Annotated in this window: 22 protein-coding genes; 6 read left to right on the forward strand and 16 right to left on the reverse strand. The window is 66.4% G+C overall.

All coding sequences use genetic code 11. The annotated features are described in order from the left end of the window. The 5 genes from ACREYQ_RS12605 to rfbB are packed head-to-tail and all read right to left on the reverse strand — an operon-like array spanning position 1 to position 4,869. On the reverse strand, positions 1 to 1,416 hold the full coding sequence (locus ACREYQ_RS12605; protein WP_432260413.1) for a mannose-1-phosphate guanylyltransferase/mannose-6-phosphate isomerase: 1,416 nt from the start codon (positions 1,414 to 1,416) through the stop codon (positions 1 to 3). A 40-nt stretch (positions 1,417 to 1,456) separates the two neighbouring features. After that, on the reverse strand, positions 1,457 to 2,014 hold the full coding sequence (rfbC, locus tag ACREYQ_RS12610) for a dTDP-4-dehydrorhamnose 3,5-epimerase (protein ID WP_432257922.1): 558 nt from the start codon (positions 2,012 to 2,014) through the stop codon (positions 1,457 to 1,459). Next, a complete protein-coding gene (rfbA, locus tag ACREYQ_RS12615) occupies positions 2,011 to 2,889 on the reverse strand; it encodes a glucose-1-phosphate thymidylyltransferase RfbA (protein ID WP_432257923.1) in 879 nt (292 codons plus the stop codon). The genes rfbC and rfbA overlap by 4 nt, the downstream gene beginning before the upstream one ends. Positions 2,890 to 2,900: 11 nt before the next feature. Then, a complete protein-coding gene (rfbD, locus tag ACREYQ_RS12620; RefSeq protein ID WP_432257924.1) occupies positions 2,901 to 3,815 on the reverse strand; it encodes a dTDP-4-dehydrorhamnose reductase in 915 nt (304 codons plus the stop codon). Then, entirely contained in the window at positions 3,805 to 4,869 is a 1,065-nt protein-coding gene (gene rfbB / locus ACREYQ_RS12625; RefSeq protein ID WP_432257925.1) for a dTDP-glucose 4,6-dehydratase, read from the reverse strand. Before rfbB ends, rfbD begins: the two co-directional genes overlap by 11 nt. 232 nt (positions 4,870 to 5,101) lie before the next feature. Here rfbB and ACREYQ_RS12630 point away from each other — a divergent pair, with 232 nt between their 5' ends. Next, positions 5,102 to 5,950, forward strand: coding sequence for a symmetrical bis(5'-nucleosyl)-tetraphosphatase (locus ACREYQ_RS12630; RefSeq protein WP_432257926.1), 849 nt, complete (start codon positions 5,102 to 5,104; stop codon positions 5,948 to 5,950). Between the two features lie 35 nt (positions 5,951 to 5,985). Here the strand turns inward: ACREYQ_RS12630 and ACREYQ_RS12635 are convergent, their stop codons facing one another. The 7 genes from ACREYQ_RS12635 to ACREYQ_RS12665 form a co-directional block, all read right to left on the reverse strand. Continuing rightward, a complete protein-coding gene (locus ACREYQ_RS12635) occupies positions 5,986 to 6,819 on the reverse strand; it encodes a lysophospholipid acyltransferase family protein (protein WP_432257927.1) in 834 nt (277 codons plus the stop codon). 7 nt (positions 6,820 to 6,826) lie between these two features. After that, on the reverse strand, positions 6,827 to 8,110 hold the full coding sequence (locus ACREYQ_RS12640) for a dihydroorotase (protein WP_432257928.1): 1,284 nt from the start codon (positions 8,108 to 8,110) through the stop codon (positions 6,827 to 6,829). A gap of 207 nt (positions 8,111 to 8,317) precedes the next feature. Continuing rightward, positions 8,318 to 9,292, reverse strand: coding sequence for an aspartate carbamoyltransferase catalytic subunit (locus ACREYQ_RS12645; protein ID WP_171515697.1), 975 nt, complete (start codon positions 9,290 to 9,292; stop codon positions 8,318 to 8,320). Positions 9,293 to 9,383: 91 nt separating this feature from the next. Beyond that, on the reverse strand, positions 9,384 to 9,920 hold the full coding sequence (gene pyrR, locus ACREYQ_RS12650; RefSeq protein ID WP_432257929.1) for a bifunctional pyr operon transcriptional regulator/uracil phosphoribosyltransferase PyrR: 537 nt from the start codon (positions 9,918 to 9,920) through the stop codon (positions 9,384 to 9,386). After that, the gene (ruvX, locus tag ACREYQ_RS12655) at positions 9,917 to 10,342 is read right to left on the reverse strand and encodes a Holliday junction resolvase RuvX (protein ID WP_432257930.1); all 426 of its coding nucleotides are present in this window, start codon (positions 10,340 to 10,342) and stop codon (positions 9,917 to 9,919) included. Before ruvX ends, pyrR begins: the two co-directional genes overlap by 4 nt. Next, positions 10,335 to 10,907: a YqgE/AlgH family protein gene (locus ACREYQ_RS12660; RefSeq protein WP_432257931.1), complete on the reverse strand. Its 573-nt coding sequence runs from the start codon at positions 10,905 to 10,907 to the stop codon at positions 10,335 to 10,337. The genes ruvX and ACREYQ_RS12660 overlap by 8 nt, the downstream gene beginning before the upstream one ends. Before the next feature lie 199 nt (positions 10,908 to 11,106). Further along, the gene (locus tag ACREYQ_RS12665; RefSeq protein ID WP_432257932.1) at positions 11,107 to 11,814 is read right to left on the reverse strand and encodes a pseudouridine synthase; all 708 of its coding nucleotides are present in this window, start codon (positions 11,812 to 11,814) and stop codon (positions 11,107 to 11,109) included. Positions 11,815 to 11,952: 138 nt separating this feature from the next. On the opposite strand from ACREYQ_RS12665, the gene ACREYQ_RS12670 reads away from it, so the two are divergent. After that, positions 11,953 to 13,521 (forward strand): cryptochrome/photolyase family protein, encoded by a 1,569-nt coding sequence (locus ACREYQ_RS12670; protein WP_432257933.1) that lies wholly within the window; start codon positions 11,953 to 11,955, stop codon positions 13,519 to 13,521. A gap of 32 nt (positions 13,522 to 13,553) precedes the next feature. Here ACREYQ_RS12670 and ACREYQ_RS12675 read toward each other — a convergent pair whose 3' ends face one another. From ACREYQ_RS12675 to hemC, 3 genes are read right to left on the reverse strand one after another with little or no spacing between them, the layout of a single operon-like run. Further along, positions 13,554 to 14,744 (reverse strand): heme biosynthesis protein HemY, encoded by a 1,191-nt coding sequence (locus ACREYQ_RS12675; protein ID WP_432257934.1) that lies wholly within the window; start codon positions 14,742 to 14,744, stop codon positions 13,554 to 13,556. Between the two features lie 4 nt (positions 14,745 to 14,748). Beyond that, a complete protein-coding gene (gene hemDX / locus ACREYQ_RS12680) occupies positions 14,749 to 16,839 on the reverse strand; it encodes a fused uroporphyrinogen-III synthase HemD/membrane protein HemX (RefSeq protein ID WP_432257935.1) in 2,091 nt (696 codons plus the stop codon). A 9-nt stretch (positions 16,840 to 16,848) separates the two neighbouring features. Continuing rightward, positions 16,849 to 17,862: a hydroxymethylbilane synthase gene (gene hemC, locus ACREYQ_RS12685; protein WP_432257936.1), complete on the reverse strand. Its 1,014-nt coding sequence runs from the start codon at positions 17,860 to 17,862 to the stop codon at positions 16,849 to 16,851. Positions 17,863 to 17,940: 78 nt separating this feature from the next. On the opposite strand from hemC, the gene ppc reads away from it, so the two are divergent. Then, entirely contained in the window at positions 17,941 to 20,982 is a 3,042-nt protein-coding gene (ppc, locus tag ACREYQ_RS12690; protein WP_432257937.1) for a phosphoenolpyruvate carboxylase, read from the forward strand. A 229-nt stretch (positions 20,983 to 21,211) separates the two neighbouring features. Here ppc and ACREYQ_RS12695 read toward each other — a convergent pair whose 3' ends face one another. Next, positions 21,212 to 21,838, reverse strand: a complete 627-nt coding sequence (locus ACREYQ_RS12695; protein ID WP_432257938.1) for a ferritin-like domain-containing protein — start codon at positions 21,836 to 21,838, stop codon at positions 21,212 to 21,214. Between the two features lie 160 nt (positions 21,839 to 21,998). Here ACREYQ_RS12695 and ACREYQ_RS12700 point away from each other — a divergent pair, with 160 nt between their 5' ends. The 3 genes from ACREYQ_RS12700 (at position 21,999) to argH (ending at position 24,892) form a co-directional block, all read left to right on the forward strand. Continuing rightward, positions 21,999 to 22,595 (forward strand): sigma-70 family RNA polymerase sigma factor, encoded by a 597-nt coding sequence (locus ACREYQ_RS12700; protein ID WP_432260414.1) that lies wholly within the window; start codon positions 21,999 to 22,001, stop codon positions 22,593 to 22,595. Continuing rightward, complete coding sequence (locus ACREYQ_RS12705) at positions 22,592 to 23,347, forward strand: anti-sigma factor (RefSeq protein ID WP_432257939.1); 756 nt, start codon at positions 22,592 to 22,594, stop codon at positions 23,345 to 23,347. Before ACREYQ_RS12700 ends, ACREYQ_RS12705 begins: the two co-directional genes overlap by 4 nt. A 132-nt stretch (positions 23,348 to 23,479) precedes the next feature. Then, positions 23,480 to 24,892, forward strand: a complete 1,413-nt coding sequence (gene argH / locus ACREYQ_RS12710; protein WP_432257940.1) for an argininosuccinate lyase — start codon at positions 23,480 to 23,482, stop codon at positions 24,890 to 24,892. Positions 24,893 to 25,059: the final 167 nt, after the last annotated feature.

The following is a 25,059-nucleotide window of genomic DNA, read 5'->3' on the forward strand; positions in this document are numbered from 1 at the left end:
TCAGACACGTCCATACACGTCCTCGAAGCGGACGATGTCGTCCTCCCCGAGGTAGTCCCCGCTTTGCACTTCGATCATGACGAGATCGACAACGCCCGGGTTCTCCAGGCGGTGCTTGTGTCCGGCGGGGATATAGGTTGATTCATCCGTGGCCACCAAAAACGATTTCTCGCCGTTGATCACTTTCGCTGTGCCGCGCACCACGATCCAGTGTTCGCTGCGGTGGTGATGCATTTGCAGGCTGAGACTCGCGCCCGGCTTGACCTCGATCCGCTTGATCTTGAAACGCGGACCTTCTTCTAGCACCGTGTAGGCGCCCCAAGGCCGGCGCACAGTGCGATGCAGCTTGTAGGTATCGTGGCCGCGCTTTTTCAGCTCGCCGTAGATGTGCTTCACATCCTGCGTGCGATCCTTGTGGGCAATCAGCAGCGCGTCCGGCGTATCGACCACGACGAGATTCTCGACACCTACCGCACCAACCAGGCGCTCACGGCTCATCACGAAGCAGTTTTCGACGTCATACATGACCACGTCGCCATCGATCCGGTTTCCGTGCGCGTCGGCCTTCTGCAGGTCGCCAAGCGCCTTCCATGAGCCGATATCGCTCCATCCAATGCTGCAAGGCACCACCGAGGCGCGCGCACATTTCTCCATCACGGCGTAGTCAAGCGACTCGTCGGGCACCGCACAAAAGGCGCTGGCATCCAGGTCGATCTGGGTCCACTCCGAGCCGGCTGCGACATGCGACCGTTCCATGCATTCAGTAGCGGCGGCAAGAATGTCCGGACGGTGCTCGCTCAGCTCGCGGAGAATGCTGCCGGCCGTAAAACAGAACATGCCGGAGTTCCATAGGAAACACCTCGAGGCAAGATATTCCTGAGCCTTTTCCAGCGTTGGCTTCTCCACGAAACGCTTGACCTTCGTACCATCTGCCTCGATGTAGCCAAAGCCGGTTTCCGGCGAATCGGGCTGGATCCCAAACGTCACGATCCGACCATCGCGCGCAAGCGCTTCGGCACGCGCGACGGCTTCACCGAAAGCAGACTGATCCGCGATCAAGTGATCGGCGGCCAGCACCAGCAGAACCTGGTCTTCGCCGAAAGTATCGGCTACATGCCGTGCTGTTACCGCAATTGCCGCCGCCGTATTGCGGCCAGCAGGCTCAAGCAGAAACGACGGGCGAACACCATCGACGCTGACTTCCCGATACTCGTCGACGGTCTTGAAGAAGAGTTCGCGATTGGTCACCGTGATGACATGCGCAACCTCCGGCAAGCCCGCCGCCCGCAGATAAGCCTTTTGGAGCAGACTCTGCCCATCCGCGAGCCGGATAAACGGCTTCGGGTGGTGTTCGCGCGATACCGGCCAGAGCCGGGAACCAGCGCCGCCGCTCAGAATGATTGGGATCAGACTCACATTTTCCTCGCTACCACCGTCGGACAGAAAGCGCGCAAACTCAAACTGCACCTTCGAAAACTTCCGCCACGTCGAAACGCTGGCCCGCGGCATCCTTCGCCGCGAGCATTGGATCTGCTACTGGCCATTCGATCGCCAGCGTCGGATCATCCCACACGATGCTACGCTCGAACTCCTGGTACCAGTAGTCTGTGGTCTTGTACAGAAACTCCGCGTAATCAGAAGTCACGACAAAGCCATGCGCAAACCCCTCCGGCACCCACAATTGGCGCTTGTTCTCGGCGGAGAGCGTGACACCGACCCATTTCCCGAATGTCGGGGATTGCCTGCGGATATCTACGGCTACATCGAAGACCTCTCCACTCACCACGCGCACCAGCTTGCCTTGCGGATTCTTGATCTGATAATGCAGACCTCGCAGGACGCCACGCGCTGAACGGGAATGGTTGTCCTGCACGAACGTCCGATTCACGCCGGTCGCTTCCTCGAACTGACGAGCGTTAAAGCTCTCGAAAAAGAACCCACGATCGTCACCAAACACCCTTGGCTCGATAATCATGACGTCCGGAATCGCGGTGCGAATTACGTTCAGACTCATTTGATGGACTCCGAGATAATTTGCTGCAGGTATTTGCCGTAGCCATTCTTCGACAGCGGGGTGGCCAACGCGTCAACCTGCGCGGCAGTGATCCACTTGCTCCGGAACGCAATTTCTTCCGGGCAGGCAACCATAAGCCCCTGCCGGTGCTGCAGCGTCGCAATAAAGCTAGCCGCCTCCAGCAATGACTCATGCGTCCCGGTATCCAGCCACGCATACCCCCGCCCCATGATTTCCACGTCCAACTGCGCTATCTCCAGATAACGCTTGTTGACGTCAGTAATTTCCAGCTCGCCACGCGGCGACGGCTTGATATCCGCCGCAATATCGCAAACCTGGTTGTCGTAGAAGTAGAGCCCGGTCACCGCATAATGGGAACGCGGCGTCACCGGCTTCTCTTCCAGGGACAGCGCCCGGAAATTTTCATCAAACTCAACAACACCGTAACGCTCAGGATCGTGAACGTGGTAAGCAAAAACCGTAGCGCCTTCTGACTGTTTCGCCGCGCGGGTAAGCTGACTGACGAGATCGTGGCCGTGGAAAATGTTGTCGCCAAGGATCAGCGTACTCGGATTGTTTCCGATAAATTCCCGGCCAATCAGAAAGGCCTGAGCCAGGCCATCCGGCGAAGGCTGGACCGCATATTGCAGGTTGATCCCCCACTTGCTGCCGTCGCCAAGCATGTCCGAAAAGCGCGGCGTGTCTTCCGGAGTGGAGATGATCAGAATGTCCCGAATCCCCGCCAGCATCAGCGTCGATAGCGGATAGTAAATCATCGGCTTGTCATAGACCGGCAACAGCTGCTTCGACACAGAGCGTGTGAGCGGATAGAGTCGCGTGCCGGAGCCTCCAGCCAGGATAATGCCTTTACGCATGGTGATATCTGTTATGGAAGGATCTGGTCCAGCAGGAAGTGAATTCCCTGCTTCCAGTCCGGAAGATGGATGCCGAAGGCTTCGCGCACGCGCGCGGTGTCGAGCCGCGAGTTGGCGGGGCGCGGCGCGGGCAGTGGATAGGCCGTTGCGGGGATCGCTTCGATCCGCTCGGGGTCGGCTTTCAGTTCGACGCCATGTGCCTTGGCGTACCGAAGCACTTCCGTGGCGTAGGCGTGCCAGGTCGTTTCGCCTGCAGCGGCCAGGTGGTAGATCCCGGACTTGAACGCATCGCGATCGGCGGACAGCCAGTGGCGCGCGACGATCTGTGCGGTGACATCTGCAATCAGCGATGCCGTCGTCGGTGCCCCGAACTGGTCAGCAATGACGCGCAGACTGTCGCGCTCCTTGCCGAGACGCAATATGGTCTTGGCAAAGTTGCCGCCGTGGGCACCAGCCACCCAACAGGTTCGGAGAATTAGCGCTTGTGCACCGCTCACCGTAATGGCTTGTTCTCCCGCCAGCTTGCTCTTGCCGTAGACTGACTGCGGATTGACCGGATCGGTCTCGAGATAGGGGCGGTCCTTCGTGCCATCGAAGACATAGTCGGTCGAATAGTGGACCAGCAGGCTGCCGAGCACCTTGGCCTCCTCGGCGAGGAGGCCGGCGGCGGTACCGTTGATGGTAAAGGCCAGATCCACTTCGGCTTCGGCCTTGTCCACCGCAGTGTAGGCAGCCGGGTTGATGATCACGTCGGGCCGGTAGTCACGCACCACGCGGCGGAGCTCGTCCAGACGCGACAGGTCGCAGCAGGCACGATCCAGTGCCACCACATTGCCCAGCGGCGCGAGGCTGCGACGCAGTTCGAAACCGACCTGCCCTTTGCTGCCCGTGACGAGAATGGTCGGGACCGTCGGATTATGCTGCATATTGCTTCGCCACCCAGTTCCGGTACTCGCCAGACATCACGTCCTGCACCCAGACCTGGTTATCCAGGTACCACTGTACCGTCTTGCGCAGCCCGGTTTCAAACGTCTCCGCCGGCTTCCAGCCAAGCTCGCGCTCCAGCTTGCCGGCATCGATTGCGTAACGGCGATCGTGGCCAGGACGATCCTTCACAAAGGTAATCTGATCACGGTACGGGCCGGTTGCCTTGGGGGACAGGTCGTCCAGCAAGTCGCACAGCGTGTGCACGACGTCGAGGTTGGTCTTTTCGTTCCAGCCACCGACGTTGTAGGTTTCACCCAAGCGGCCTCGTGCCAGCACTTCACGGATGGCGGAGCAGTGGTCTCGCACGTACAGCCAGTCGCGCACGTTCTGCCCGTCGCCATAGATCGGCAGCGGCTTGCCCGCCATCGCATTGGCGATGATCAGCGGAATCAGCTTTTCCGGGAAATGGTACGGGCCATAGTTGTTCGAGCAGTTCGTCGTCAAGACCGGCAGGCCGTAGGTATGGTGGTAGGCGCGAACCAGATGGTCCGAGGCGGCCTTCGACGCCGAATATGGGCTGTTCGGAGCGTACGGCGTGGTCTCAGAGAACTGGGGGTCGGTTTCACTCAGTGAGCCGAACACCTCGTCGGTGGAAACGTGGAGGAAGCGGAATTCGGATTTGGCCGGCTCTTCCAGGCTGCCCCAGTACGCGCGAGTCGCTTCCAGGAGCGTGAAGGTACCAACGATATTCGTCTGAATGAATTCGCCCGGACCATGGATGGACCGGTCTACATGGCTTTCCGCCGCGAAGTGCACGACTGCACGCGGCTTGTAGGTCGCGAAGAGCTTGTCCAGGGCACCACGGTCACAAATATCCGTTTGCGAGAACACATGCCGCGGATCGTCCTCGACCGACGCCAGCGTCTTCCGGTTGCCTGCATAGGTGAGCTTGTCGACGTTGATGACCCCATCCGCCGATTTGTCGCCCAGCCATGCCAGAACGAAATTAGCGCCAATGAACCCGGCACCACCTGTGACCAAAATATGCGACAAAACTTGCTCCTTGCCTCGATATGTTTCGACAACCCGACAAAAGCCGAGCGCCCACCTTGTCCCCTTCAGGACGGGCGGGGCGTTAAGTGCCTGCAGAAGTGGCGGTATTCTATCCGACGGAATGCCCTAACCTACATCCCCTCTCCCTCTTTTTGTAGCGTCATGTAACGGTGCCACTGCATATCGGTCACAAAACTACAAATAGAAGCGAAATTGTTCTGCTAAGGTTCTGATGCCCAACACTAAAGTGCCTCTTTCAACACCCATTGCCGTCGGCGATCTACAAGGTTGCGCAGTCTCGCTGGACACTCTACTCATCGAATTGCCAGCACAGCCCTACCTCCGCTTCGTCGGTGACCTCATCAACCGCGGCCCCGCCTCCCTCCAAACCCTCCGCACCATCCGTGCCATGGGCCACCGCGCCGAATCCGTCCTGGGCAACCACGACATCCACCTCCTGGCCGTAGCCGCCGGCGTCCGCAAAAAAGGCAAATCCGACACCCTCGACGACATCCTGACCGCCCCCGACTGTGAGGACCTGCTCACCTGGCTCCGCCACCGCCCCCTCGCCCTGCTGGAAAACAACTTCCTCCTGGTCCATGCCGGCGTCCTCCCTCAATGGACAGCCGCCCAGGTCATCGACCTCGCCCACGAAGTCGAAGAGCAGCTGCAAGGCCCCAACTGGCAAGGCTTCCTGGCCGACGTGTTCGGCAACGCCGCGGACCGCTGGCATGATGGGCTGCGCGGCATCGACCGTCACCGGGTGGTGGTCAATGCCCTCACCCGCCTGCGCTATTGCACAGTCGACGGCGTGATGGACTTCAAGACCAAAGAGGGCCTGGGCAAGGCCCCGGATAGCTTCATGCCGTGGTTCGACGTCCCGGGGCGGCACACCGAGGATGTGACGGTGGTATGCGGCCATTGGTCGACGCTGGGCCTGGTCATGCGGCCGAACCTGATGGCGCTGGATACGGGCTGCGTCTGGGGTGGCAAGCTGACGGCGGCCCGGTTGGCACGGGATCCTGCCGAACGGACCGTCGTTCAGATTGATTGCCCGCAATATTGTAATCCGCTGGCCTGACTGGCAATTCCGCATTGGCGGGGACGACAGGACGGCTAGCCGATGGCAGCCGGGGCTGGCTGGGGTTCGCCGCCGGGCTCGGCGGGTTGATTCAGCCGCCTGGCTGCAGCGGCGGCGTGTTCCGGCGCACCCTGGCTGAGGTGGGCGACCACCTCCCTGGCGGAGTTCGCAAGCTCACGGCGGTCACCGGAGACCGACACCAGCGCAGGCCCGATCACCAGCCGGGCCTTGATACGCGGTGCGCGCAAGACCGCTTCCAGTGACTGCAATAGCGTGGTGTCGCCGATGTAGGCAGCCGCCAGCGTCGGTTGACCGGTAGCGGCATCGAGGTAGCTCAACCCCAGCGGCTGCACCGGCAGGCCGCCGGAAATCGGTGCCTGCATCAGGTTGGCGTGGAACGGCAGCACGGCGGCGCCATCAGTCGTGGTCCCCTCCGGAAACACCCCCACCAGATCCCCCTGCAGCATCACATCCGTAATGTCATGCAACACCCGATGCGCATCCCGCTTGCGTCCGCGCTCGATAAAGATGGTGCCTGTCTTGTCACACAGCCACCCAATCAGCGGCCAGCTCCGGATCTCCGACTTGGCAACAAACCGCACCGGCTGCCAGCTGTGGATCACATAAATATCCAGCCAAGAGATATGGTTGGACACCACCATCGCACCCTGCCTGCCGGCGCCAGTCGACGCCGCGCCAGTAGCGTCGACCACCTCCACCTCCACCCCGCAAATCCGCAGCAACCGCCGCGACCACCGCCGGATATGCCACTCGCGCGAGCGCACGCCCAGCCACGGGAACAGCAAGGCGCAGGTCACCAGCCCGCGTAGCAGATGCAGCACCAGCGCCGTCTTGCGCATCCAGATCATCGAGGACTCAGTGGTGGTTATTGTTTCCGTATACAACCTGCCCGCCGACCAGGGTCATGCGGACCTTGCCCTCCATCTCATAACCAAGCCACGGCGAGTTCTTGCCCTGGCTCTTGAGGGAGCGGCGTTCGACCTTCCAGACCTGCCTGGGATCGAATACGCACACGTCCGCGGCACTGCCGACGGCGAGGGTGCCGGCCTTCAGGCCGATCACGCGGGCGGGTTCGTTGGTGATGCGGGCCAGGGCCTGGGCCAGCGGGACCTTGTGCTCGGTGGCCCAGCGCAGGGTCAGCGGCAGCAGCAGTTCCAGGCCGGTTGCGCCCGGCGATGCCTCGGCGAAGGGCAGCAGTTTCTCGTCGTCGTCCACGGGCGTATGGTCCGAGCACAGGGCGTCGATGGTGCCGTCGGCCAGCGCGGCGACGATGGCGTCGCGGTCGCGCGGGCTGCGCAGCGGCGGCGAGAAGCGCATCTGCGAGTTGAAGTAGCCGATATCCATGTCGGTCAGCGAGACGTGGTGGATATTGACGTCGCAGGTCACTTTCAGGCCTTCGCGTTTGGCCTGGCGCACCAGTTCCAGGCCGGCGGCGGACGACAGGCGGCACAGGTGCACGCGGGCGCCGGTGCTGCGCATCAGTTCGAAAATGGTGTGCAGGCGCACGGTCTCGGCAATGACTGACACGCCGGACAGGCCCAGGCGTGACGCCACCGCGCCGCTGGCGGCGACGCCGCCGCCGAGGAACGGGTCTTCCGGGCGCAGCCAGACGGTAAAGCCAAAGGTCTGGGCGTATTGCAGCGAGCGCAGCAGCACCTGGGTGTTTTGCACCGGGGCCTCGGCCTGGCTGAAGCCGACGCAACCGGCTTCGGTCAGCTGGCTCATCTCGGTCAGGGTCTCGCCCTTGAGGCCCAGCGTCAGCGCGCCCAGCGGGTACACGTGGGTCTGGTTCAGGGTGCGGGCGCGGAACTTCAGCATTTCCACCAGGCCCGGTTCATCGAGCACCGGATCCGTATCGGGCGGGCAGACCAGGCTGGTCACGCCGCCGGCGGTGGCGGCGGCCACTTCGGATTCGAGCGTGGCCTTGTATTCGTAGCCGGGCTCGCGCAGGCGCGCGGACAGGTCGACCAGGCCGGGGCACACGATCAGGCCGCTGGCGTCTATGGTCTTGTTGGCGGTGAAGTCCGCCGGGGCGCTGCCCACACCGACGATCTTGCCGGCGGCGATGTAGAGGTCCTGCGCGGCGTCGGTGTTGCTGGCCGGGTCGATCAGGCGGCCGCCCTTGATCAGAATTTTCATGTTGTGTCGCTGGCTATGGCGTTCTTGTTGCCCCGCCCGAAACTTACCTCCGTCATTCCCGCGAAGGCGGGAATCCAGTGTCTTTCACGTCCCCTTCGGGGATAAAGTCACTGGGTCCCCGCCTGCGCGGGGACGACGGTGGGCGGAAGGCATCGCATTGGTCAGTGTTTTCTTGAATCTTGCTCAGTCGCGGCTATTCGTCGCCGCTTATTCGTCGCTATTTCCCGCCACAATGCCCATCACGGCCATGCGCACGGCGATGCCGAAGGTCACCTGGTTCAGGATCACGGATTGCGGGCCGTCGGCCACGGCGGAGTCGATCTCCACGCCGCGGTTCATCGGGCCCGGGTGCATCACGATGGCGTCGGGCCTGGCCAGCGCCAGGCGCTCAGGCGTAAGGCCGTAGGCCTTGAAGTATTCCTGCGCGGACGGCAGCAGCGCGCCGCTCATGCGCTCGTTCTGCAGCCGCAGCATGATGACCACGTCCACGCCCTTCAGGCCCTCTTCCATGTTGTGGAAGACGCGCACGCCCATTTGCTCCAGCCCCGACGGCAGCAGCGTACGCGGGCCGATGGCGCGCACTTCGGGCACGCCCAGCGTGGTCAGCGCGTGGATGTCGGAGCGCGCCACGCGCGAGTGCAGGATGTCGCCGACGATGGCTACCGTCAGGTTGGTGAAGTCTTTCTTGAAGTGCCGGATCGTATACATATCCAGCAGGCCTTGCGTCGGGTGTGCGTGGCGGCCGTCGCCGGCGTTGATCACGTGCACGTGCGGCGCGACGTGCTCGGCGATCAAATATGGGGCGCCCGAGCTGGCATGGCGCACCACGAACATGTCGGCGGACATGGCCGACAGGTTGTTGATGGTGTCCAGCAGCGACTCGCCCTTGCTGGTCGACGAGGCGTTGATGTTCAGGTTCAGCACGTCCGCCGACAGCCGCTTGGCGGCGATCTCGAAGGTGGTGCGGGTGCGGGTGGAGTTCTCGAAGAACAGGTTGAACACGCTCTTGCCGCGCAGCAGCGGCACCTTCTTGACATCGCGGTCTGAGTCGGACAGCGATACGAACTGGCTGGCGGTGTCGAGGATGTGCGTGATCATGTCACGCGACAACCCCTCGATCGACAGCAGGTGCTTCAGTTCGCCGTTCTTGGTGAGCTGCGGGTTGCGGAACGTCTTGGTCATGGCTGGTCGGGCGCGGGCAAAAAACGGGGGTGGTCTGGTCTCGGAGCTGGGTGTCAGGCGCGCGCAGCGCGCCTGGGGCAACGGTGCCGGCTCAGCCGGTGGCGGAATCGGAAGGTTCAGTGGCAAAGGCGAATTGTGCGCCGGCGCCCTCGCCCTGGCGCGACAGCACCAGCGTGGTGCCGGGCGGCAGTGCCATCTCGGCGGCGGTCAGGTCGGCGGCAATCGGCAGCTGGCGCCCGCCGCGGTCGACCAGCACGCCCAGCGCCACGCGCGCGGGGCGGCCGTAGTCGAACAGCTCGTTGACGGCGGCGCGGATGGTACGGCCCGTGGCCAGCACATCGTCGATCAGCAGGATATTGCGGTCATCCACCGCAAACGGCAGCGTGGTCGGCTGGGCCTGGCTGTGCAGGCCCTTCTTGGCATAGTCGTCACGGTGGAAGGCTACGTTGATCACGCCATGCTCGGGCAGCTTCAGGTCGGCGGCCAATCGCGCGGCGATCCACGCGCCGCCCGAATGGATGCCGGCCACCGACCAGCGCGCGCGCTCGGCCTCGGGGATCAGGGCCTGGGCCTGGTCCAGCAGCTTGCGGTACAGCAACTCGGCGTCGGGAACGGAGATCTGCGTCATAGCGGGAATTGGTCGAAATACTGTTGCAGGATGATGCGGGCGGCCTCGGCATCGAGCTCGCCGCGGCGGGCGCCGGCCATCGACGCGGCGCGCGAGGTATAGCGCTCGTCCACCCACTCCACCGGCAGGCTAAAGCGGCCATTGAGCTGGTTGCCGAAGCGCCGCGCCAGCTTCATCGAGGGCTGCTCGCCGCCTTCGGGATTGACTGGCATGCCGACGATCAGCTGCACGGGGTTCCACTCATGGATCAGCGCCGCCACGGCTTCGAAGCGGCCTTCCACGGTGATATTGGGGAGAATGGTCAGCGCACGCGCCTCGCGCGTGATGAAGTTGCCCAGCGCAACGCCGATCTTTTTTTCGCCGTAGTCGAATGCCAGGACCGTGCCGTCGCGGGGCAGTTCACGCCCCACGGCGTCAGGCATGCCCGGCCTCGCCCGACAGCATGGTGAAGTCGATGCCCAGCAGCCGGATGGCGGCGGCAAAGCGCTCGTCGGGCGGCACGCTGAAGACGATCTCGGGGTCGGCCTGGACGGTCAGCCAGCCGTTGCGGCTGAGTTCTTCTTCCAGTTGCCCGGCGCCCCAGCCGGAATAACCCAGCGTCAGCAGGAAGCGGTGCGGGCCGCTGCCGTTGGCCACGGCCTCCAGCACGTCCTTGGAGGTGGTCATTTCCAGCCCGCCCGGCACGGCCAGCGACGAGACATAGACCCCCACCGGGTCGTGCAGCACAAAGCCGCGCTCGGTCTGCACCGGGCCGCCGAAGTAGACCGGCTGGTGCGCGACTGGCTGGATTTCAAGCTTGAGGTCGATCTTGTCGAACAGCGTGGCCATGTCGATGTCGATGGGCCGGTTGATCACCAGCCCGAGCGCGCCACGCTCATTGTGTTCGCAGATATAGACGACGGAACCCGAAAAGGTCGGATCGGCCATGCCGGGCATGGCAATCAGGAACTGATTGGTCAGATTGATGGGTGCTTCGGGCTTCGCCATGCCTTGCATTTTATCAAATCGCCGGGGGTCTTCCGGAAAAGATTGGCGGGACGCTGCGGTGCAGCAATGAGCGCGCCAGGGGCCGAATGCCGCTCAGTTAACCACAGTCATTCCCGCGCAGGCGGGAATCCAGCGTCGTTAAAAGTCACTGGGTTCCCGCCTGCGCGGGAACGACAGTGGTGTTTGATCCCTTTATGGTTCAACCTTTACCGTTCAATGCGGCCAGGTCTTGCGCCGTCAGCCAGCGCCAGTCGCCCTCTGCCAGCGCCGGATCGAGCTGCAGGCCGCCAATGGCGCTGCGATGCAGCGCGTCGACGTGATTGCCGGCGGCCGCCACCATGCGCTTGACCTGATGGTACTTGCCTTGCACCAGCGTCAGCCGCAGGCTGCGTTCGCCGGTGATCTCGCATTCTTCTGCCGCGATCGGCGCCGGTTCGTCCAGCAGCTGCACGCCGCTGCGCAGCGCCTGCGCCTGCTCGGGCGTGACCGGCTCGGCGGTCGTCACTTCATAGACCTTGGGCACCTTGCGCTTGGGCGAGGTCTGGGCATGGATGAACTGGCCATCGTCGGTCAGCAGCAGCAGCCCGGTGGTGTCGTGGTCCAGCCGGCCCACGGCCTGCACCTCACGCTGGCGCAGCGGCACCGGCAGCAGGTTGTAGACGCTGGGATGATGGCGCGGACGCTGCGAGCACTCGTAGCCGGTGGGCTTGTTCAGCATCAGGTAGGCCTTGGTGCAGGCCAGCCATTCCTCGCCGTCGACGGTCAGGCGCAGGCCGTCCACATCGAACTGCGCGCGCGCGTCCTCGCATAGCTCGCCGTTGACCTCGACCAGCCCGGCGGCGATCAGGTCGCCGCAGTACCGGCGCGTGCCAAAGCCCTGGGATTGAAGAATTCGGTCGAGAGTCATGTGCTTCTGTGGTAGCTGTGATAGGCGTGTCAGGCGGCGGCAATGCCGTCGCGGTACCGCTATGTTAGGGTATCGGCGCGATCGACCCGGTTTTCCACCCTTTCGGCCCAGCCAAACCAGTCAGACAGGCAAGCGAGCATGCAGTCAGCAGGCAACCCGGCCACGGGCCGGCCACCCTACCGGATCGGCAAGAACTTTGCGCGTGGGCTGGTCTGGTTCCGGCGCGACCTGCGCGCCACCGACCACGCGGCGCTGCATTATGCCCTCAGGCACTGTGCCCGGGTGTGGTGTGTGTTCGTGTTCGACCGCGACATCCTCGATCCACTGCTGGCGCGCGGCCTGCGGGCCGACCGTCGGGTCGACTTTATCCGGCAGTCGCTGCTCGAACTGGCGGAAACGCTTGCCGCGGCCGGCGGCGGCCTGATCGTGCTACACGACCGCGCCGAAACCGCCCTCCCGGCGCTGGCGCGTGAACTGGAGGCCGAAGCGGTCTTCGTCAACCACGACTACGAACCCGCCGCGAATGCCCGCGACGACGCCGTGCGCCAGGCGCTGGCGGCGCAGGCATGCGCCTTCTTCACCTTCAAGGATCAGGCGGTCTTCGAGCGTGACGAGATCCTGACCGGCCAGGGCAAGGCCTTCTCGGTCTTCACGCCGTACAAGAATGCCTGGCTCAGGACCGTACAGCCGTTCGACCTGCGCCCATACCCGGTCGATCCATACCTGCAGGCACTGGCGCCGGTGCCAGCCGCGTACCGCAGACCCATGCCTACGCTCGATCAACTCGGCTTTCGCGCCAGCAACCTCGCCGAGATCGCGATGCCTACCGGCGCGTCTGGCGCGCTGGCGCTGTTCGATGAGTTCACCGCGCGCATGGGCGACTACGGCCGCCGGCGCGACTACCCTGCCCTGCGCGGCCCCAGCTACCTGTCGGTGCACCTGCGCTTCGGCACCGTCTCGATCCGCACGCTGGCGCGCGCCGCGCACGAGGCCGTGCTGCGCGGCGGCGCCGACGGCGCAGGCGCCTCGGTGTGGCTGTCGGAGCTGATCTGGCGCGACTTCTACTTCATGATCCTGCATCACCATCCGCGCGTGGCGGCCGGTGCGGCCTTCCATCCCGCCTACGATGCGATCCGCTGGCAGGACGGTGATACCGGCGAGCGCTACTTCCGCGCCTGGTGCGATGCCGCCACCGGCTACCCGCTGATCGATGCCGCGATGTTGCAGATCCGGCAAAGCGGCTATATGCACAACCGCCTGCGCATGGTGACGGCCAGCTTCCTGGTCAAGGATCTCGGCGTGGACTGGCGCCGCGGCGAGCAGTACTTTGCCGACCAGCTCAACGATTTCGACTTCGCCGCCAACAACGGCGGCTGGCAGTGGGCCGCGTCCACCGGCTGCGATGCGCAGCCATGGTTCCGCATCTTCAATCCGGTGACGCAATCGGAAAAGTTCGATCCGCAGGGCCGGTTTATCCGCAAATACCTGCCGCAGCTGGCGGCACTGCCCGACAAGCACCTGCATGCGCCATGGACCGCGCCCGAATCCGTGCTGGCGGATGCCGGCGTGCGCCTGGGCGACAACTACCCGCGCCCGCTGGTGCAGCATGACGCGGCGCGCAAGCAAACGCTGATGCGGTATGGGGTGGTAAGGGATGGAGTGACAAAGCGCACCGGCAGCGAAGACGCTGCCGGCGTGGAGGACTGAGCCCGGAGGAGCGCCCGGCTTCAGGCGAAGCGTCAGGCCGCCAGCATCGCGCTTTCGCGATAATGCCGCTGCGCGTCGTCGAGGCGCTCGGTTTCCTCAAAGAGCCGCGCCAGCGCCAGGTGCGTGCGCACGCGCAGGCGGCGCTGCTGATCGGGCTCGGCATATTTCAGCGCGCGCTCGAAGCTGGACTGGGCCTTGCCCCACAGCTTCTCGCCCAGGCACAGCACGCCCAGCGTGTAGTAGAGGTCGGCGTCGGCGGGATGCGCGGCCAGCCATTTCTCGGCCTGCTGGATCTGCGGCAGCGCATGGCCGGGCACGGCGCAATCGGCATAGCGCAGCACCAGGCGGCTGTCCCAGTTGACCTTGAGCGCGTCTTCGATGATGCGGCGGGCCTCGTTCTGCCGGCCCAGCGCGGCGAAGTAGCGCGCGGCCGGTTCGGCAATGCGCGTGGCGCGGCGCTCGTCGGCGGACAATGAGCGCCAGAAATCTGACAGCGCATCGGCGTCGTGGCGGCGCTCGTCCAGCATGGCTTCGACGGCCATCTGCTTGAGCCGCAGCGCCAGCACCGGATGCAGCGCGTTGCGCTTCTCCAGCGAGCGCGCCAGGCGCAGCACCTCGGACCAGTTCTTCAGGTGCTGGTGCGCGCGCAGCGCGATGCGCTGCACATGGATCTGGCGCGCGCCCTGCGACTGCAGCTGGGCGATGGTTTCCAGCGCGCCGTCGGCGTCGCGGGCATCGACCAGCAGCTCGGCCATCGACACCAGCCGCGCCTGCTCGCGCTCGGAGTCCGTAACCTGGGCCATCCAGGCATCGCGCCGCTCGGTTTCCTGCATCCGGTGCGCGGCGCGGGCGCCGATCAGCGCGGCGGTCTGGGACTGGTCGTGCCAGGACTGGGCCTCGCGCGCGGCACGCTCGGCGCGGGCGAAGCGGCCCGCAAACAGGTTCTCGATCGATTCGCGCAGCGCCGCCTGCGCCTTGCTCATGCGGCTGCGCTCGCGGTAGGCGGCGGCGCGGCGCGGCATCTCGGCCAGATGGCGGATGGTGGACATCACCGTCCAGACCACGAAGAACAGCAGCAACAGCAAGGCCAGCGCCAGGTTCAGCGACAGCTCGACACGGTACGGCGGATAGAACAGCACCACATTGCTGTGGTTGAACTGCGTGAACAGGGCCAGCCCGACGGCGCCGCCAAACAGGACCGCAACCCAGAACAGAAGGCGCATGGGCTTACTCCTTCTTCAGGGCATGCAGCGCGCCCAGGCTTTCGGACATGGTCGGCAGCTGCACCGTGACCGCGCCGGCCTGCGCCTGCCGCAGCAGCGTCAGCACACCCTGCACGCGGCGCGACTTGGTATCGAAATAGCGGCCGATCATCGCCTGCGCGGCAGCCAGGTCGTTGCGGAACACCGGCTCGTTGCGCGACAGCAGTGCCAGGCGCGCATTGAGCAGGCGCAGCTTGACGTTCTCGCGCAGGAACCAGCCCTGGTCGCCCGACAGCAGCAGCGCCTCGGCGTCGTCGACCTTGCGGATGCGGACCACCTGTGCCAGTTCTTCGCGCAGGTAGTTCCACAGGCGGGTGAACCAGCCCGGGCCATGCGCCGCAGCCGGGGCGCTGGCGCCATTGCCGGCGGCGCCCTTGCGGGCATCGGCCTCGCTGCGCTCGAGCATGCGCTCGCTGGACAGCAGCGGCAGCACGTCGATCTGATTGATGGCCTCGTCCAGCTTGATCGCGGCGCCGGTCAGGTCGGTGTCGGGCACCGCCTTCATGCGCGCGACGTCGCGCGCGATCGCGCGGCGCAGCAGGTTGTACTGCGGCTTGTCGGTGCGCGCCAGGCGGGTGTCGGCGCTTTGCAGCGCGGCCAGCGCCACCTGCACGTTGCCGGTCAGCTGCAGCTGCTGGCCGGCGCTGGTCAGCAGCTGCTGGATCTCGGCGATTTCCCAGTCGTCACGGTTGCGCATCAGGTCCTGGTAGACCTGCTCCAGCGCCACCTGCTTGTCGCGGGTTTCGCCGACCTCGCTTTCCAGTGCGCCGACCTTGGCCTGCAGTTCCTTGACCGTGTCCTGCGCGTTGCGGGTCAGCACGCGCGACTCCTGCACCAGCGCATCGTTGCTTTGCTGGCGGCGCGCGAGTTCGCCGGTCAGGTGGTCGACGCGCTGCTGCAGCCACCAGAAACCGCCGGCGGTCGCCACCACCAGCACGGCGACCAAGGCCCACAGCGCGGCGGGCCGGCGTGCCACGGCACGGGGAACACCGGCATGGCCGGCCCCCTGCGGCGGCGCCGGTGGCGCCTGGTGGGCAGAGGCCGCGCCAGGCGGCACAGCGGAGGAGGACGTGGTTTCTTGCGTCACGCGTTCGACCTTCGTTGACATTGCGGGGACTACGGTGGGCGGCCCGGCGGCCGGCGGCGCTGCCGGTGCAGCAGTTTCCGCTGGCATGCTTGCCGGCGCCGGGCCGGCATGGGCATCGGCCCACTGCAGGCACGCCGCCAGCAGGCCGGCATCGCCCGGCGCGGCGCGCTGGATATGCGCGAAGCCCAGCGCCAGCGCCTGTTCGGCGATTCTCGCATGCGGCGCGATGCACTGCACCTGCCGCAGGCAAGCGTCTTCCCGGGGCGACAGTTGCTGCCGCGCCAGCACGTCAAGGTTGCGCACCGCCTCGGAACTGGTTAGCAGCCACGCGTGCGGCGCGGCGCCCGGGCGCAGGTTGTCGCGCACGGCCTGCCACTGCATGGCGCTCGGTTCGGGCAGGGTGCGCTGGTACGCCTCGACGGCCTCGACCTGCGCACCGGCTTCGCGCAGGCGGTCGCCCAGCCAGTCGCGCCCGCCATTGCCGCGGATGATCAGCACCGGCCTGCCGGCCAGCGCGGCGGGATCAAGCTGCGCCCACAGGGCTTCGGAGTCGAAGCGCGGCGAGTCGTTGTCCGGTGCGGCATCGTCAGTGCCCTGCCCGCTCGCGGCAGCGCCCGCGGGCGCGATCACGCGATACGCGGGCGGCGCAATGCCGCGCTCGGCCAGTGCGGCGACGCTGGCCGGCCCGACCACCGCCACCGGCACCTGCGCCGGCCATCGGGCCACGGCTGCGCCTTGCACGACGGCCAGTGCGTCGAGCGCGTAGGCGATGGCATTGGGACTGACGAAGACCACCAGCGCAAAGATGTCCAGCCGCGCCAGCGCCGCGCGCAGGGGCGCGCCGTCACTGGCCGGGCCGATGGCCAGCAGGGGAAAACTGAGTACGTCCAGACCGGCGGCCTGCAGCGCCTCGGTCAGTTGCCGGGACTGCCCGGCGGGTCGTGTGACAACGACGGTCGGGCGGGGCATCGGGCAGCCTCAGGCGGGAGCTTGGGCGCCGGCGGGATCGCCAGAATCGGCCAGCGCCGCGAGGATGGCTTCGGCGCCCTGCGCCAGCAGGTCGCGCGCGCAGGCCCGGCCGAGCGCCTCGGCGGCGGCCAGGTCAGCGGCCGGCCCGGAGGCGGCGGCACGGATGGCGCGCGTGCCGTCGGGCAGCGCGACAAAGGCATCCAGCTTCAGCTGGTCGCCTTCCCAGCGCGCGTGGGCGGCCAGCGGCACCTGGCACGAACCGCCCAGCCTGCGCGAAACGGCGCGTTCGGCGGTCACGGCCAGCGCGGTCGGCTGGTGGTTCAGCGGCGCCAGCCATTCGGCCAGATCGGGACGGTTCGCCAGGGTCTCGATGCCGAGCGCGCCCTGCCCCGCGGCCGGCAGCGACACCTCGACCGGGATCAGCGCGCGGATGCGCTCGCCCAGGCCCAGGCGCTTGAGGCCGGCGGCAGCCAGGATGATGGCGCCGTATTCGCCGCGGTCGAGCTTGCCCAGCCGCGTATCCAGGTTGCCGCGCAGCGGCTTGATCACCAGGTGCGGGTAGCGGCTGCGCAGCGCCGCTTCACGGCGCAGGCTGGACGTACCGACCACGGTGCCGGCCGGCATCTCGTCCAGCGACGCATAGGCCGAGGACACCAGCGCGTCGCGCGGATCCTCGCGTTCCATCACGGCGGCCAGGGCAAAGCCCGCGGGCAACTCCATCGGCACATCCTTGAGCGAATGCACCGCGAGGTCGGCCCGGCCTTCGTCCATCGCGAACTCCAGTTCTTTGACAAACAAACCCTTGCCGCCGACTTTGGACAAAGTACGGTCTAGAATCTGGTCTCCGCGCGTGGTCATGCCAAGAATGGACACGCCGCACGCGGGATAGTATTGTTGCAACGCAGCACGCACATGTTCTGCCTGCCACAGGGCCAGACGGCTTTCTCGGGAGGCGATGATGAGCTTTTGCGGAAGATTGCGAGACACGACAGCGGTAGAGGAAGACGGGGTGGCAGACGACATTCGTCTATGGTAGCACGCGACCCAATAGCCGCTCCGCACCATTAGATAAGCTTAGAGAAGCAAGAACGAGGAGATTGCATGACGCAGCATGCTGCGCGCCCGAATGGCCGGTCCGGTCGGAAGACCCCTGCGGCCGCGAAAGACCCGTCCGCCGCAAAAGGTGACGTAACCGGCGCAACCACCGCCAAATCCACCCCTTCCGTCCCCCGCGCAGCCAAGCGCTCCGCCAAGCCCAGGCTTTCGATCGTGTCGAGCAACGGAACCACCATCGCCGCCCCCGCCCGCCGCACCGCCGACAAGGACGTGCCGCTGCGCGAAGACATCCGCTTCCTGGGGCGCCTGCTGGGCGAATGCCTGCGCGAGCAGGAAGGCGACGCCGCCTTCGAGGTGGTCGAGACCATCCGCCAGACCGCGGTGCGCTTCCGGCGCGAGAACGACCGGGCCGCGGGCGCGGAACTGGACCGGCTGCTCAAGCGCCTGTCGCGCGACCAGACCAACCAGGTGGTGCGCGCCTTCAGCTATTTTTCGCACCTGGCCAATATCGCCGAGGACCAGCACCACAACCGCCGCCGCCGCGTGCACGCGCTGGCCGGCTCGCCGCCGCAGGCCGGCAGCCTGCAGCACGCGCTGGAGTCGATCGACGCCGCCGGCGTGACCGGCAAGCAGTTGCGCAAGTTCCTGGACGAGGCGCTGATCGTGCCGGTGCTGACCGCGCACCCGACCGAAGTCCAGCGCAAGAGCATCCTGGACGCCGAGCGCGAGATCGCCCGCCTGCTGGCCGAGCGCGACCTGCCGATGACCGCGCGCGAGCGCGAGCACAACACCGCGCAGCTGCGCGCCAAGGTCACCACCCTGTGGCAGACCCGCATGCTGCGCGACGCGCGCCTGACAGTGGCCGACGAGATCGAGAACGCGCTGTCGTACTACCGCACCACCTTCCTGCGCGGCATCCCGCAGCTGATGAGCGAGCTGGAAGAAGACATCGCCGCGGTGTTCCCGGCCACGCGCAAGCGCAAGGGCACCCCGGGTGCCTCGGGCACCAAGGCTGCACCGCTGGCGCCGTTCCTGCAGATGGGTTCCTGGATCGGCGGCGACCGCGACGGCAACCCGAACGTCACCGCCGATACGCTGGAGCATGCCGCCAGCCAGCAGGGGCAGATGATCCTGGACTGGTACCTGGATGAAGTCCATGCGCTGGGCGCGGAGCTGTCGATGTCGACGCTGATGGCCGATGCCAGCCCCGAACTGCTGGCGCTGGCCGAGCGCTCGCCCGACCACTCCGAGCATCGCGCCGACGAACCCTACCGCCGCGCGCTGATCGGCATCTATGCGCGCCTGGCCGCAACCAGCAAGGCGCTGACCGGCCACGCCGTGCCGCGCCGCCCGGTGGCGCCGGCCGAACCCTACGACAGCGCCGAGGCCTTTGCCGCCGACGTGCAGGTGGTGGTCGACTCGCTGCGCGCCAACCACGGCGAGGCGCTGGCCAATGGCCGCATCGACGCCCTGGCGCGCGCCATCGGCGTGTTCGGCTTCCACCTGGCGTCGGTCGATATGCGCCAGGTCTCGGACGTGCACGAGGCGGTCATCGCCGAACTGTTCGCCGCCGCCGGCATCGCCCCCGACTACGCCGCCCTGCCCGAGGCGCGCAAGCTGGAACTGCTGCTGGCCGAACTGCGCCAGCCGCGCCTGCTGACCCTGCCCTGGCACGAGTACTCGGAGCAGACCCGCAAGGAACTGGCGATCTTCGCCGCCGCGCGCGAGCTGCGTGCGCGCTATGGCAAGCGCATTGCGCGCAACTACATCATCTCGCATACCGAGACGCTGTCGGACCTGATCGAGGTGATGCTGCTGCAGAAGGAATCCGGCATGCTGCAGGGCACGCTGGGCAGCAAGACCGACCCGGCGCGCATGGAACTGATGGTGATCCCGCTGTTCGAGACCATCGAAGACTTGCGCAACGCCGCCGGCATCATGCAGTCGCTGCTGGACCTGCCGGGCTTTGATTCGGTGATCGCGCACCATGGGGTCGAGCAGGAAGTGATGCTCGGCTACTCGGATTCGAACAAGGACGGCGGCTTCCTGACCTCGACCTGGGAGCTGTACAAGGCCGAGCTGGCGCTGGTGCAGCTGTTCGAGCAGCGCAAGGTCAAGCTGCGCCTGTTCCACGGCCGCGGCGGCACCGTCGGCCGCGGCGGCGGCCCGACCTACCAGGCCATCCTGTCGCAGCCGCCGGGCACGGTGAACGGCCAGATCCGCCTGACCGAGCAGGGCGAGATCATCAACAGCAAGTTCGCCAACGCCGAGATCGGCCGGCGCAACCTGGAGACGGTGGTCGCGGCCACGCTGGAGGCATCGCTGCTGCCGCAGCAGAACGCGCCGAAGGACCTGGATACCTTCGAGGCCGTCATGCAGCAGCTGTCGGACCGCGCCTTCACGGCCTATCGCGACCTGGTCTACGAGACCCCGGGCTTCAAGGACTACTTCTTCGCCACCACGCCGATCACCGAGATCGCCGACCTGAACCTGGGTTCGCGTCCGGCCTCGCGCAAGCTGATGGACAAGAAGAACCGCCGCATCGAAGACCTGCGGGCGATTCCGTGGGGCTTCTCGTGGGGCCAGTGCCGCCTGCTGCTGCCGGGCTGGTATGGCTTTGGCAGCGCGGTCAGATCGCTGCTGGACAGCGCGCCGGACGACAAGGCCCGCAAGCAGGCCGTGACCACGCTGCGCCGCATGGTCAAGACCTGGCCGTTCTTCTCGACGCTGCTGTCCAACATGGACATGGTGCTGGCCAAGACCGACCTGGCGGTGGCCTCGCGCTACGCCCAGCTGTGCGACGACGCCGCGCTGCGCCGCAATGTGTTCAACCGGATCAGCAAGGAATGGCACCTGACCTGCGAGATGCTGGCCCTGATCACCGGCCACCAGGAACGGCTGGCGGACAACCCGTTGCTGGCGCGCTCGATCAAGAACCGCTTTGCCTACCTCGACCCGCTGAACCACTTGCAGGTCGAGCTGCTCAAGCGCTACCGCTCGGGCAAGGATGGCGATGACATCCGCGTACGGCGCGGGATCCACCTGACCATCAACGGGGTCGCGGCGGGGTTGCGCAATACAGGCTGATAGGCGCCGGAGGGCTGCCGGTTTGCTCCCTGGCCAGGAACCGTTTGTCAAGAAGGCAGATCCCACTCTGTCATTCCCGCGCAGGCGGGAATCCAGCGTCTTTTAAAGTCACTGGGTCCCCGCCTTCGCGGGGACGACGTGTCGGTTACTGGGAACAAGTCGGCATGGCACGCGTGGTGTTTGCTCTCCCGCAAGTGGGAGAGCAAACAGCCAGCAAGCTTCAGCCCCCTCACCCCACAAACGCCCCAGGCACCGGATCCTCACCCAGCGCGTGCAGCAGCACCGCCCAATGCATCGCCTCGTCGCCGAGGATGCTGCCGGCGGCGCGGGTCAGCTCGCGGTTGTGGAAGTTCGGCAGCACGCCCAGGTAGGCGGCGGTGGCGCCCTTTTCCAGCCCGGCGGCAAAACGCAGCACATCGGCCTGGTTCTTGAGCTGTTCGGTCGGGAAGGCATAGTCCGACGGCTTCTTCGCCATCACCGGCGAGCCGCCCAGTTTCTGCACCGTGCCCGCCAGCACCTGCGCGTGTGCCTTGTGGTGGTCCTGGAACTTGACCGCGGTGGCGAGCACCGGCTTTTGCAGCAGGCCGCTTTCCGCGCCCACCTGGTAGGCGGCGATCGCCTGGTATTCCAGCCCCAGCGCGGTGTTCAGGATATTGATGTCGTCCTTGGTGCTGCCCGACTGGGTCTGCGCCCAGGCTGGCATGGATTCCCCCAGGCTGATGACGGCCAGCGAGCCAAGCGCGAACAGCCCCGGCACCTTGAGCAGCCCGCGGCGGCGTGCATCGGGTGCGGTAATGATGCGGCCAGGGGAATCGGTCGAGTCCGTCGTGGCGGCAATCCTGCGCATGCGTTCCATGGTGTTCTCCTTAGTGGGTCAAAGGCGGAGCCAATGGCGCCGCGGCCCCCGGCCGTCGTGCGCCTGCCACTGATACGCACGCAGGCGCCAACCGGATGCAAGGTCATGCCTATAATCCGGCAACGCCCCTTCGAGAGACGCCCCGGTGCCCCCTTCCACGGTGTCCCCTTCCGCCGAAAGCTATGCCGCGCCCCCCGGCGCCGAGCGCCTTGCCGCCTTGCTCCAGGCCGTGGCCATCGGCGACCGGCAGGCCCTGCGCGGACTCTATGACCTCACCGCGACGAAACTGTTTGGCCTTGCGCTGCGTATCACTGGCAGGCGCGATTGGGCGGAGGATGTCGTGCAGGAAAGCTTTGTCAGCATCTGGCATCACGCGGGCGACTATCGGCCGCACCTGGCCGCGCCGATGACGTGGATGACCGCGATCGTGCGCAACCGCGCGCTCGACTGCCTGCGCCGCGCAACCGCGGCGCGCGTCGGGCAGACGGTCGAGCTTGACGAAGATCTGGGCGAATGGCTTGCCGACGACGCGGCCGGGCCCGCCGAGCTGGCCGATGCCAGCCAGCAGGCACGCGCGCTCAGCCGCTGCCTGCAGCGGCTGGAGCAGCCACAGCGCCAGGCCATCATGCTGGCCTACCTGCAGGACCTGAGCCACGCTGAACTGGCCGCGCGGCTGCGCGCACCGCTGGGGACGGTCAAGTCCTGGATCCGGCGCGGGCTGGAGCGGCTGCGCAGCTGCATGGAGGGGGCAGCATGAGGCTCGCCACCCATCCCGAGCTGCTCGATCGCATCGCCGCCCAATATGCGCTGGGTGTGCTGCGCGGCGGCGCGCGCCGCCGCCTGGAACAGCTGGCGCGCGAAGAACCGGCGGTGCACGCGGCGATCCTCCGCTGGCAAGCCAGGCTGGCGGGCGTGGCCGAATTGCAGGCGGCCGCCGAGCCGGTCGACAAAGTCTGGTGCGGGATCGAGCAGCGGCTTGGCTGGAAGGCCGCCGAGGATCGGGTCCCGGAACGGGTCCGGCCGCTGCGCCCCAGCGACCCTGGCGGCGGCTGGTGGCAGCGCCTGTGGTCTACCCCCGTCTTCTGGCGCGGTGCGGCGGCGGCCATGGCGCTGGTGACGGTCCTGGCAGTCGGCATTGGCACGCGGCTGGCGCGGCAGGGCGAAACGGCACCGGCCGAAGTCGTTGCCGTGCTGAACGACGACCGCGCCCAGCCGGCCATGCTGGTGTCATGGGATGCTGGTGGACGCAGCCTCATTGTGCGGCGCCTGGATCACCTGACACTGAGCGAGCAGCAGGTGCTGCAGCTTTGGGCGCTGCCCGCAGGCGGCAAGCCCCAGTCGCTGGGCGTGATCGGCCGGGCGCCGCAAGCCCGGCTGGCGCTGGCGCAACGGCCCGCGGGGGTGCCGGCGCTGGCGGTCAGCGTCGAGCCGCCGGGCGGCTCGCCCAGTGCCGACGGGCCCAGCGGCCCGGTGGTCTTCAAGGGACCTGTGATCCACAGCCAGCTCTGACGAACGGCGCCGCCGTGCCAGCCGGCGCCGCCAGCGGGCCGGCGGGCGATATAATCGCCGTTTCCCAATTTCTCGCGCCCGCCGCCGTCCGCACGCCGGCGCCTGCCGCGCGAGCCACTGCAGCCGACGTCCATGTCCACCTCCCAACTTGCCAAGAAAGGCGAAGCCTGGTCCGCCCGCTTCTCCGAACCGATGTCCGACCTGGTGAAGCGCTACACCGCCTCGGTGTTTTTCGACAAGCGCCTGGCCCTGTTCGACATCCAGGGCTCGCTGGCCCACGCGGCCATGCTGGCGAAGCAGGGCATCATCGCCGAGGCCGACCACGCCGAGATCGCGCGCGGCATGGTGCAGATCAAGGCCGAGATCGAAGCCGGCGGCTTCGAGTGGAAGCTGGACCTGGAAGACGTGCACCTGAACATCGAGGCGCGCCTGACCGCGCTGGTGGGCGATGCCGGCAAGCGCCTGCACACCGGCCGCTCGCGCAACGACCAGGTCGCCACCGACATCCGCCTGTGGCTGCGCAGCGAGATCGACAACATCATCGTGCTGCTCGGCGCCCTGCGCGGCGCGCTGCTGGACCTGGCCGAGCAGAACGCCGACACCATCCTGCCGGGCTTCACCCACCTGCAGGTGGCGCAGCCGGTGACCTTCGGCCACCACCTGCTGGCCTACAACGAGATGTTCACGCGCGATGCCGAGCGCATGGCCGACTGCCGCAAGCGCGTCAACCGCCTGCCGCTGGGCGCCGCCGCACTGGCCGGCACCAGCTACCCGATCGACCGTGAGTTCGTGGCGCAGCAACTGGGCTTCTACGGCGTCTGCCGCAACTCGCTGGATGCCGTGTCGGACCGCGACTTCGCCATTGAATTCTGCGCCGCCGCCGCGCTGGTGATGACGCATGTGTCGCGCTTCTCGGAAGAGCTGGTGCTGTGGATGAGCCCGCGCGTGGGCTTTATCGACATCGCCGACCGCTTCTGCACCGGCAGCTCGATCATGCCGCAGAAGAAGAACCCCGACGTGCCCGAGCTGGCACGCGGCAAGACCGGCCGCGTCAACGGCCACCTGATCGGCCTGCTGACCCTGATGAAGGGCCAGCCGCTGGCGTACAACAAGGACAACCAGGAAGACAAGGAGCCGCTGTTCGACACGGTCGATACCGTGGTCGACACGCTGCGCATCTTCGCCGACATGGTGCCGGGCATCAGCGTCAAGCCGGAAGCCATGCGCGCCGCGGCGCTGCAGGGCTATGCCACGGCCACCGACCTGGCCGACTACCTGGTCAAGAAGGGCCTGCCCTTCCGCGACGCCCACGAGGCCGTGGCCCACGCGGTGCGCGCCTGCGACAGCCGCCAGTGCGACCTGGCCGACCTGAGCGTGGCCGAGCTGCGCGAGGTCTCCGGCCTGGGCGACAAGGCCGCGCTGATCGGCGACGACGTGCACGCGGTGCTGACGCTCGAAGGCTCGGTCGCCGCGCGCGACCATATCGGCGGCACCGCGCCGGCGCAGGTGCGCGCCGCCATCGCTGCCGCACGCGCGGCGCTGTAAGTTTGGCGTAAGTTTTACGCAAGAAGAAGCCACTGCGGCGCGAGCCCGGTGGCTTTTTCTATTGGCATTTCCCATTCCGGCGCAATCTCGTCGCCCCCTGTAGGTAGTAGCCCCTAGCGCCTGTAAATTTTGTTACAGATAAACTAATCGCCGCAAAAACCGGGGAG

The sequence above is a fragment of the Cupriavidus sp. TMH.W2 genome, assembly GCF_050847365.1.
Classification (GTDB): Bacteria; Pseudomonadota; Gammaproteobacteria; order Burkholderiales; family Burkholderiaceae; genus Cupriavidus.

Bases quoted from the DNA above. Each gene is read 5' to 3' on its own strand.
- ACREYQ_RS12635 (WP_432257927.1), bottom strand. From the start codon at position 6,819: ATGATCTGGATGCGCAAGACGGCGCTGGTGCTGCATCTGCTACGCGGG.
- rfbD (WP_432257924.1), bottom strand. From the start codon at position 3,815: ATGCAGCATAATCCGACGGTCCCGACCATTCTCGTCACGGGCAGCAAA.
- hemC (WP_432257936.1), bottom strand. From the start codon at position 17,862: ATGTCGTCTGCCACCCCGTCTTCCTCTACCGCTGTCGTGTCTCGCAAT.
- ACREYQ_RS12660 (WP_432257931.1), bottom strand. From the start codon at position 10,907: ATGGCGAAGCCCGAAGCACCCATCAATCTGACCAATCAGTTCCTGATT.
- rfbC (WP_432257922.1), bottom strand. From the start codon at position 2,014: ATGAGTCTGAACGTAATTCGCACCGCGATTCCGGACGTCATGATTATC.
- ACREYQ_RS12675 (WP_432257934.1), bottom strand. From the start codon at position 14,744: ATGCGCCTTCTGTTCTGGGTTGCGGTCCTGTTTGGCGGCGCCGTCGGG.
- pyrR (WP_432257929.1), bottom strand. From the start codon at position 9,920: ATGACGCAGATCTCCGTTCCCGACGCCGAGTTGCTGTACCGCAAGCTG.
- hemDX (WP_432257935.1), bottom strand. From the start codon at position 16,839: ATGCCCCGCCCGACCGTCGTTGTCACACGACCCGCCGGGCAGTCCCGG.
- ppc (WP_432257937.1), top strand. From the start codon at position 17,941: ATGACGCAGCATGCTGCGCGCCCGAATGGCCGGTCCGGTCGGAAGACC.
- ACREYQ_RS12705 (WP_432257939.1), top strand. From the start codon at position 22,592: ATGAGGCTCGCCACCCATCCCGAGCTGCTCGATCGCATCGCCGCCCAA.
- ACREYQ_RS12665 (WP_432257932.1), bottom strand. From the start codon at position 11,814: ATGACTCTCGACCGAATTCTTCAATCCCAGGGCTTTGGCACGCGCCGG.
- ACREYQ_RS12670 (WP_432257933.1), top strand. From the start codon at position 11,953: ATGCAGTCAGCAGGCAACCCGGCCACGGGCCGGCCACCCTACCGGATC.
- ACREYQ_RS12640 (WP_432257928.1), bottom strand. From the start codon at position 8,110: ATGAAAATTCTGATCAAGGGCGGCCGCCTGATCGACCCGGCCAGCAAC.
- ruvX (WP_432257930.1), bottom strand. From the start codon at position 10,342: ATGCCTGACGCCGTGGGGCGTGAACTGCCCCGCGACGGCACGGTCCTG.
- argH (WP_432257940.1), top strand. From the start codon at position 23,480: ATGTCCACCTCCCAACTTGCCAAGAAAGGCGAAGCCTGGTCCGCCCGC.
- ACREYQ_RS12630 (WP_432257926.1), top strand. From the start codon at position 5,102: ATGCCCAACACTAAAGTGCCTCTTTCAACACCCATTGCCGTCGGCGAT.
- ACREYQ_RS12645 (WP_171515697.1), bottom strand. From the start codon at position 9,292: ATGACCAAGACGTTCCGCAACCCGCAGCTCACCAAGAACGGCGAACTG.
- rfbA (WP_432257923.1), bottom strand. From the start codon at position 2,889: ATGCGTAAAGGCATTATCCTGGCTGGAGGCTCCGGCACGCGACTCTAT.
- ACREYQ_RS12695 (WP_432257938.1), bottom strand. From the start codon at position 21,838: ATGGAACGCATGCGCAGGATTGCCGCCACGACGGACTCGACCGATTCC.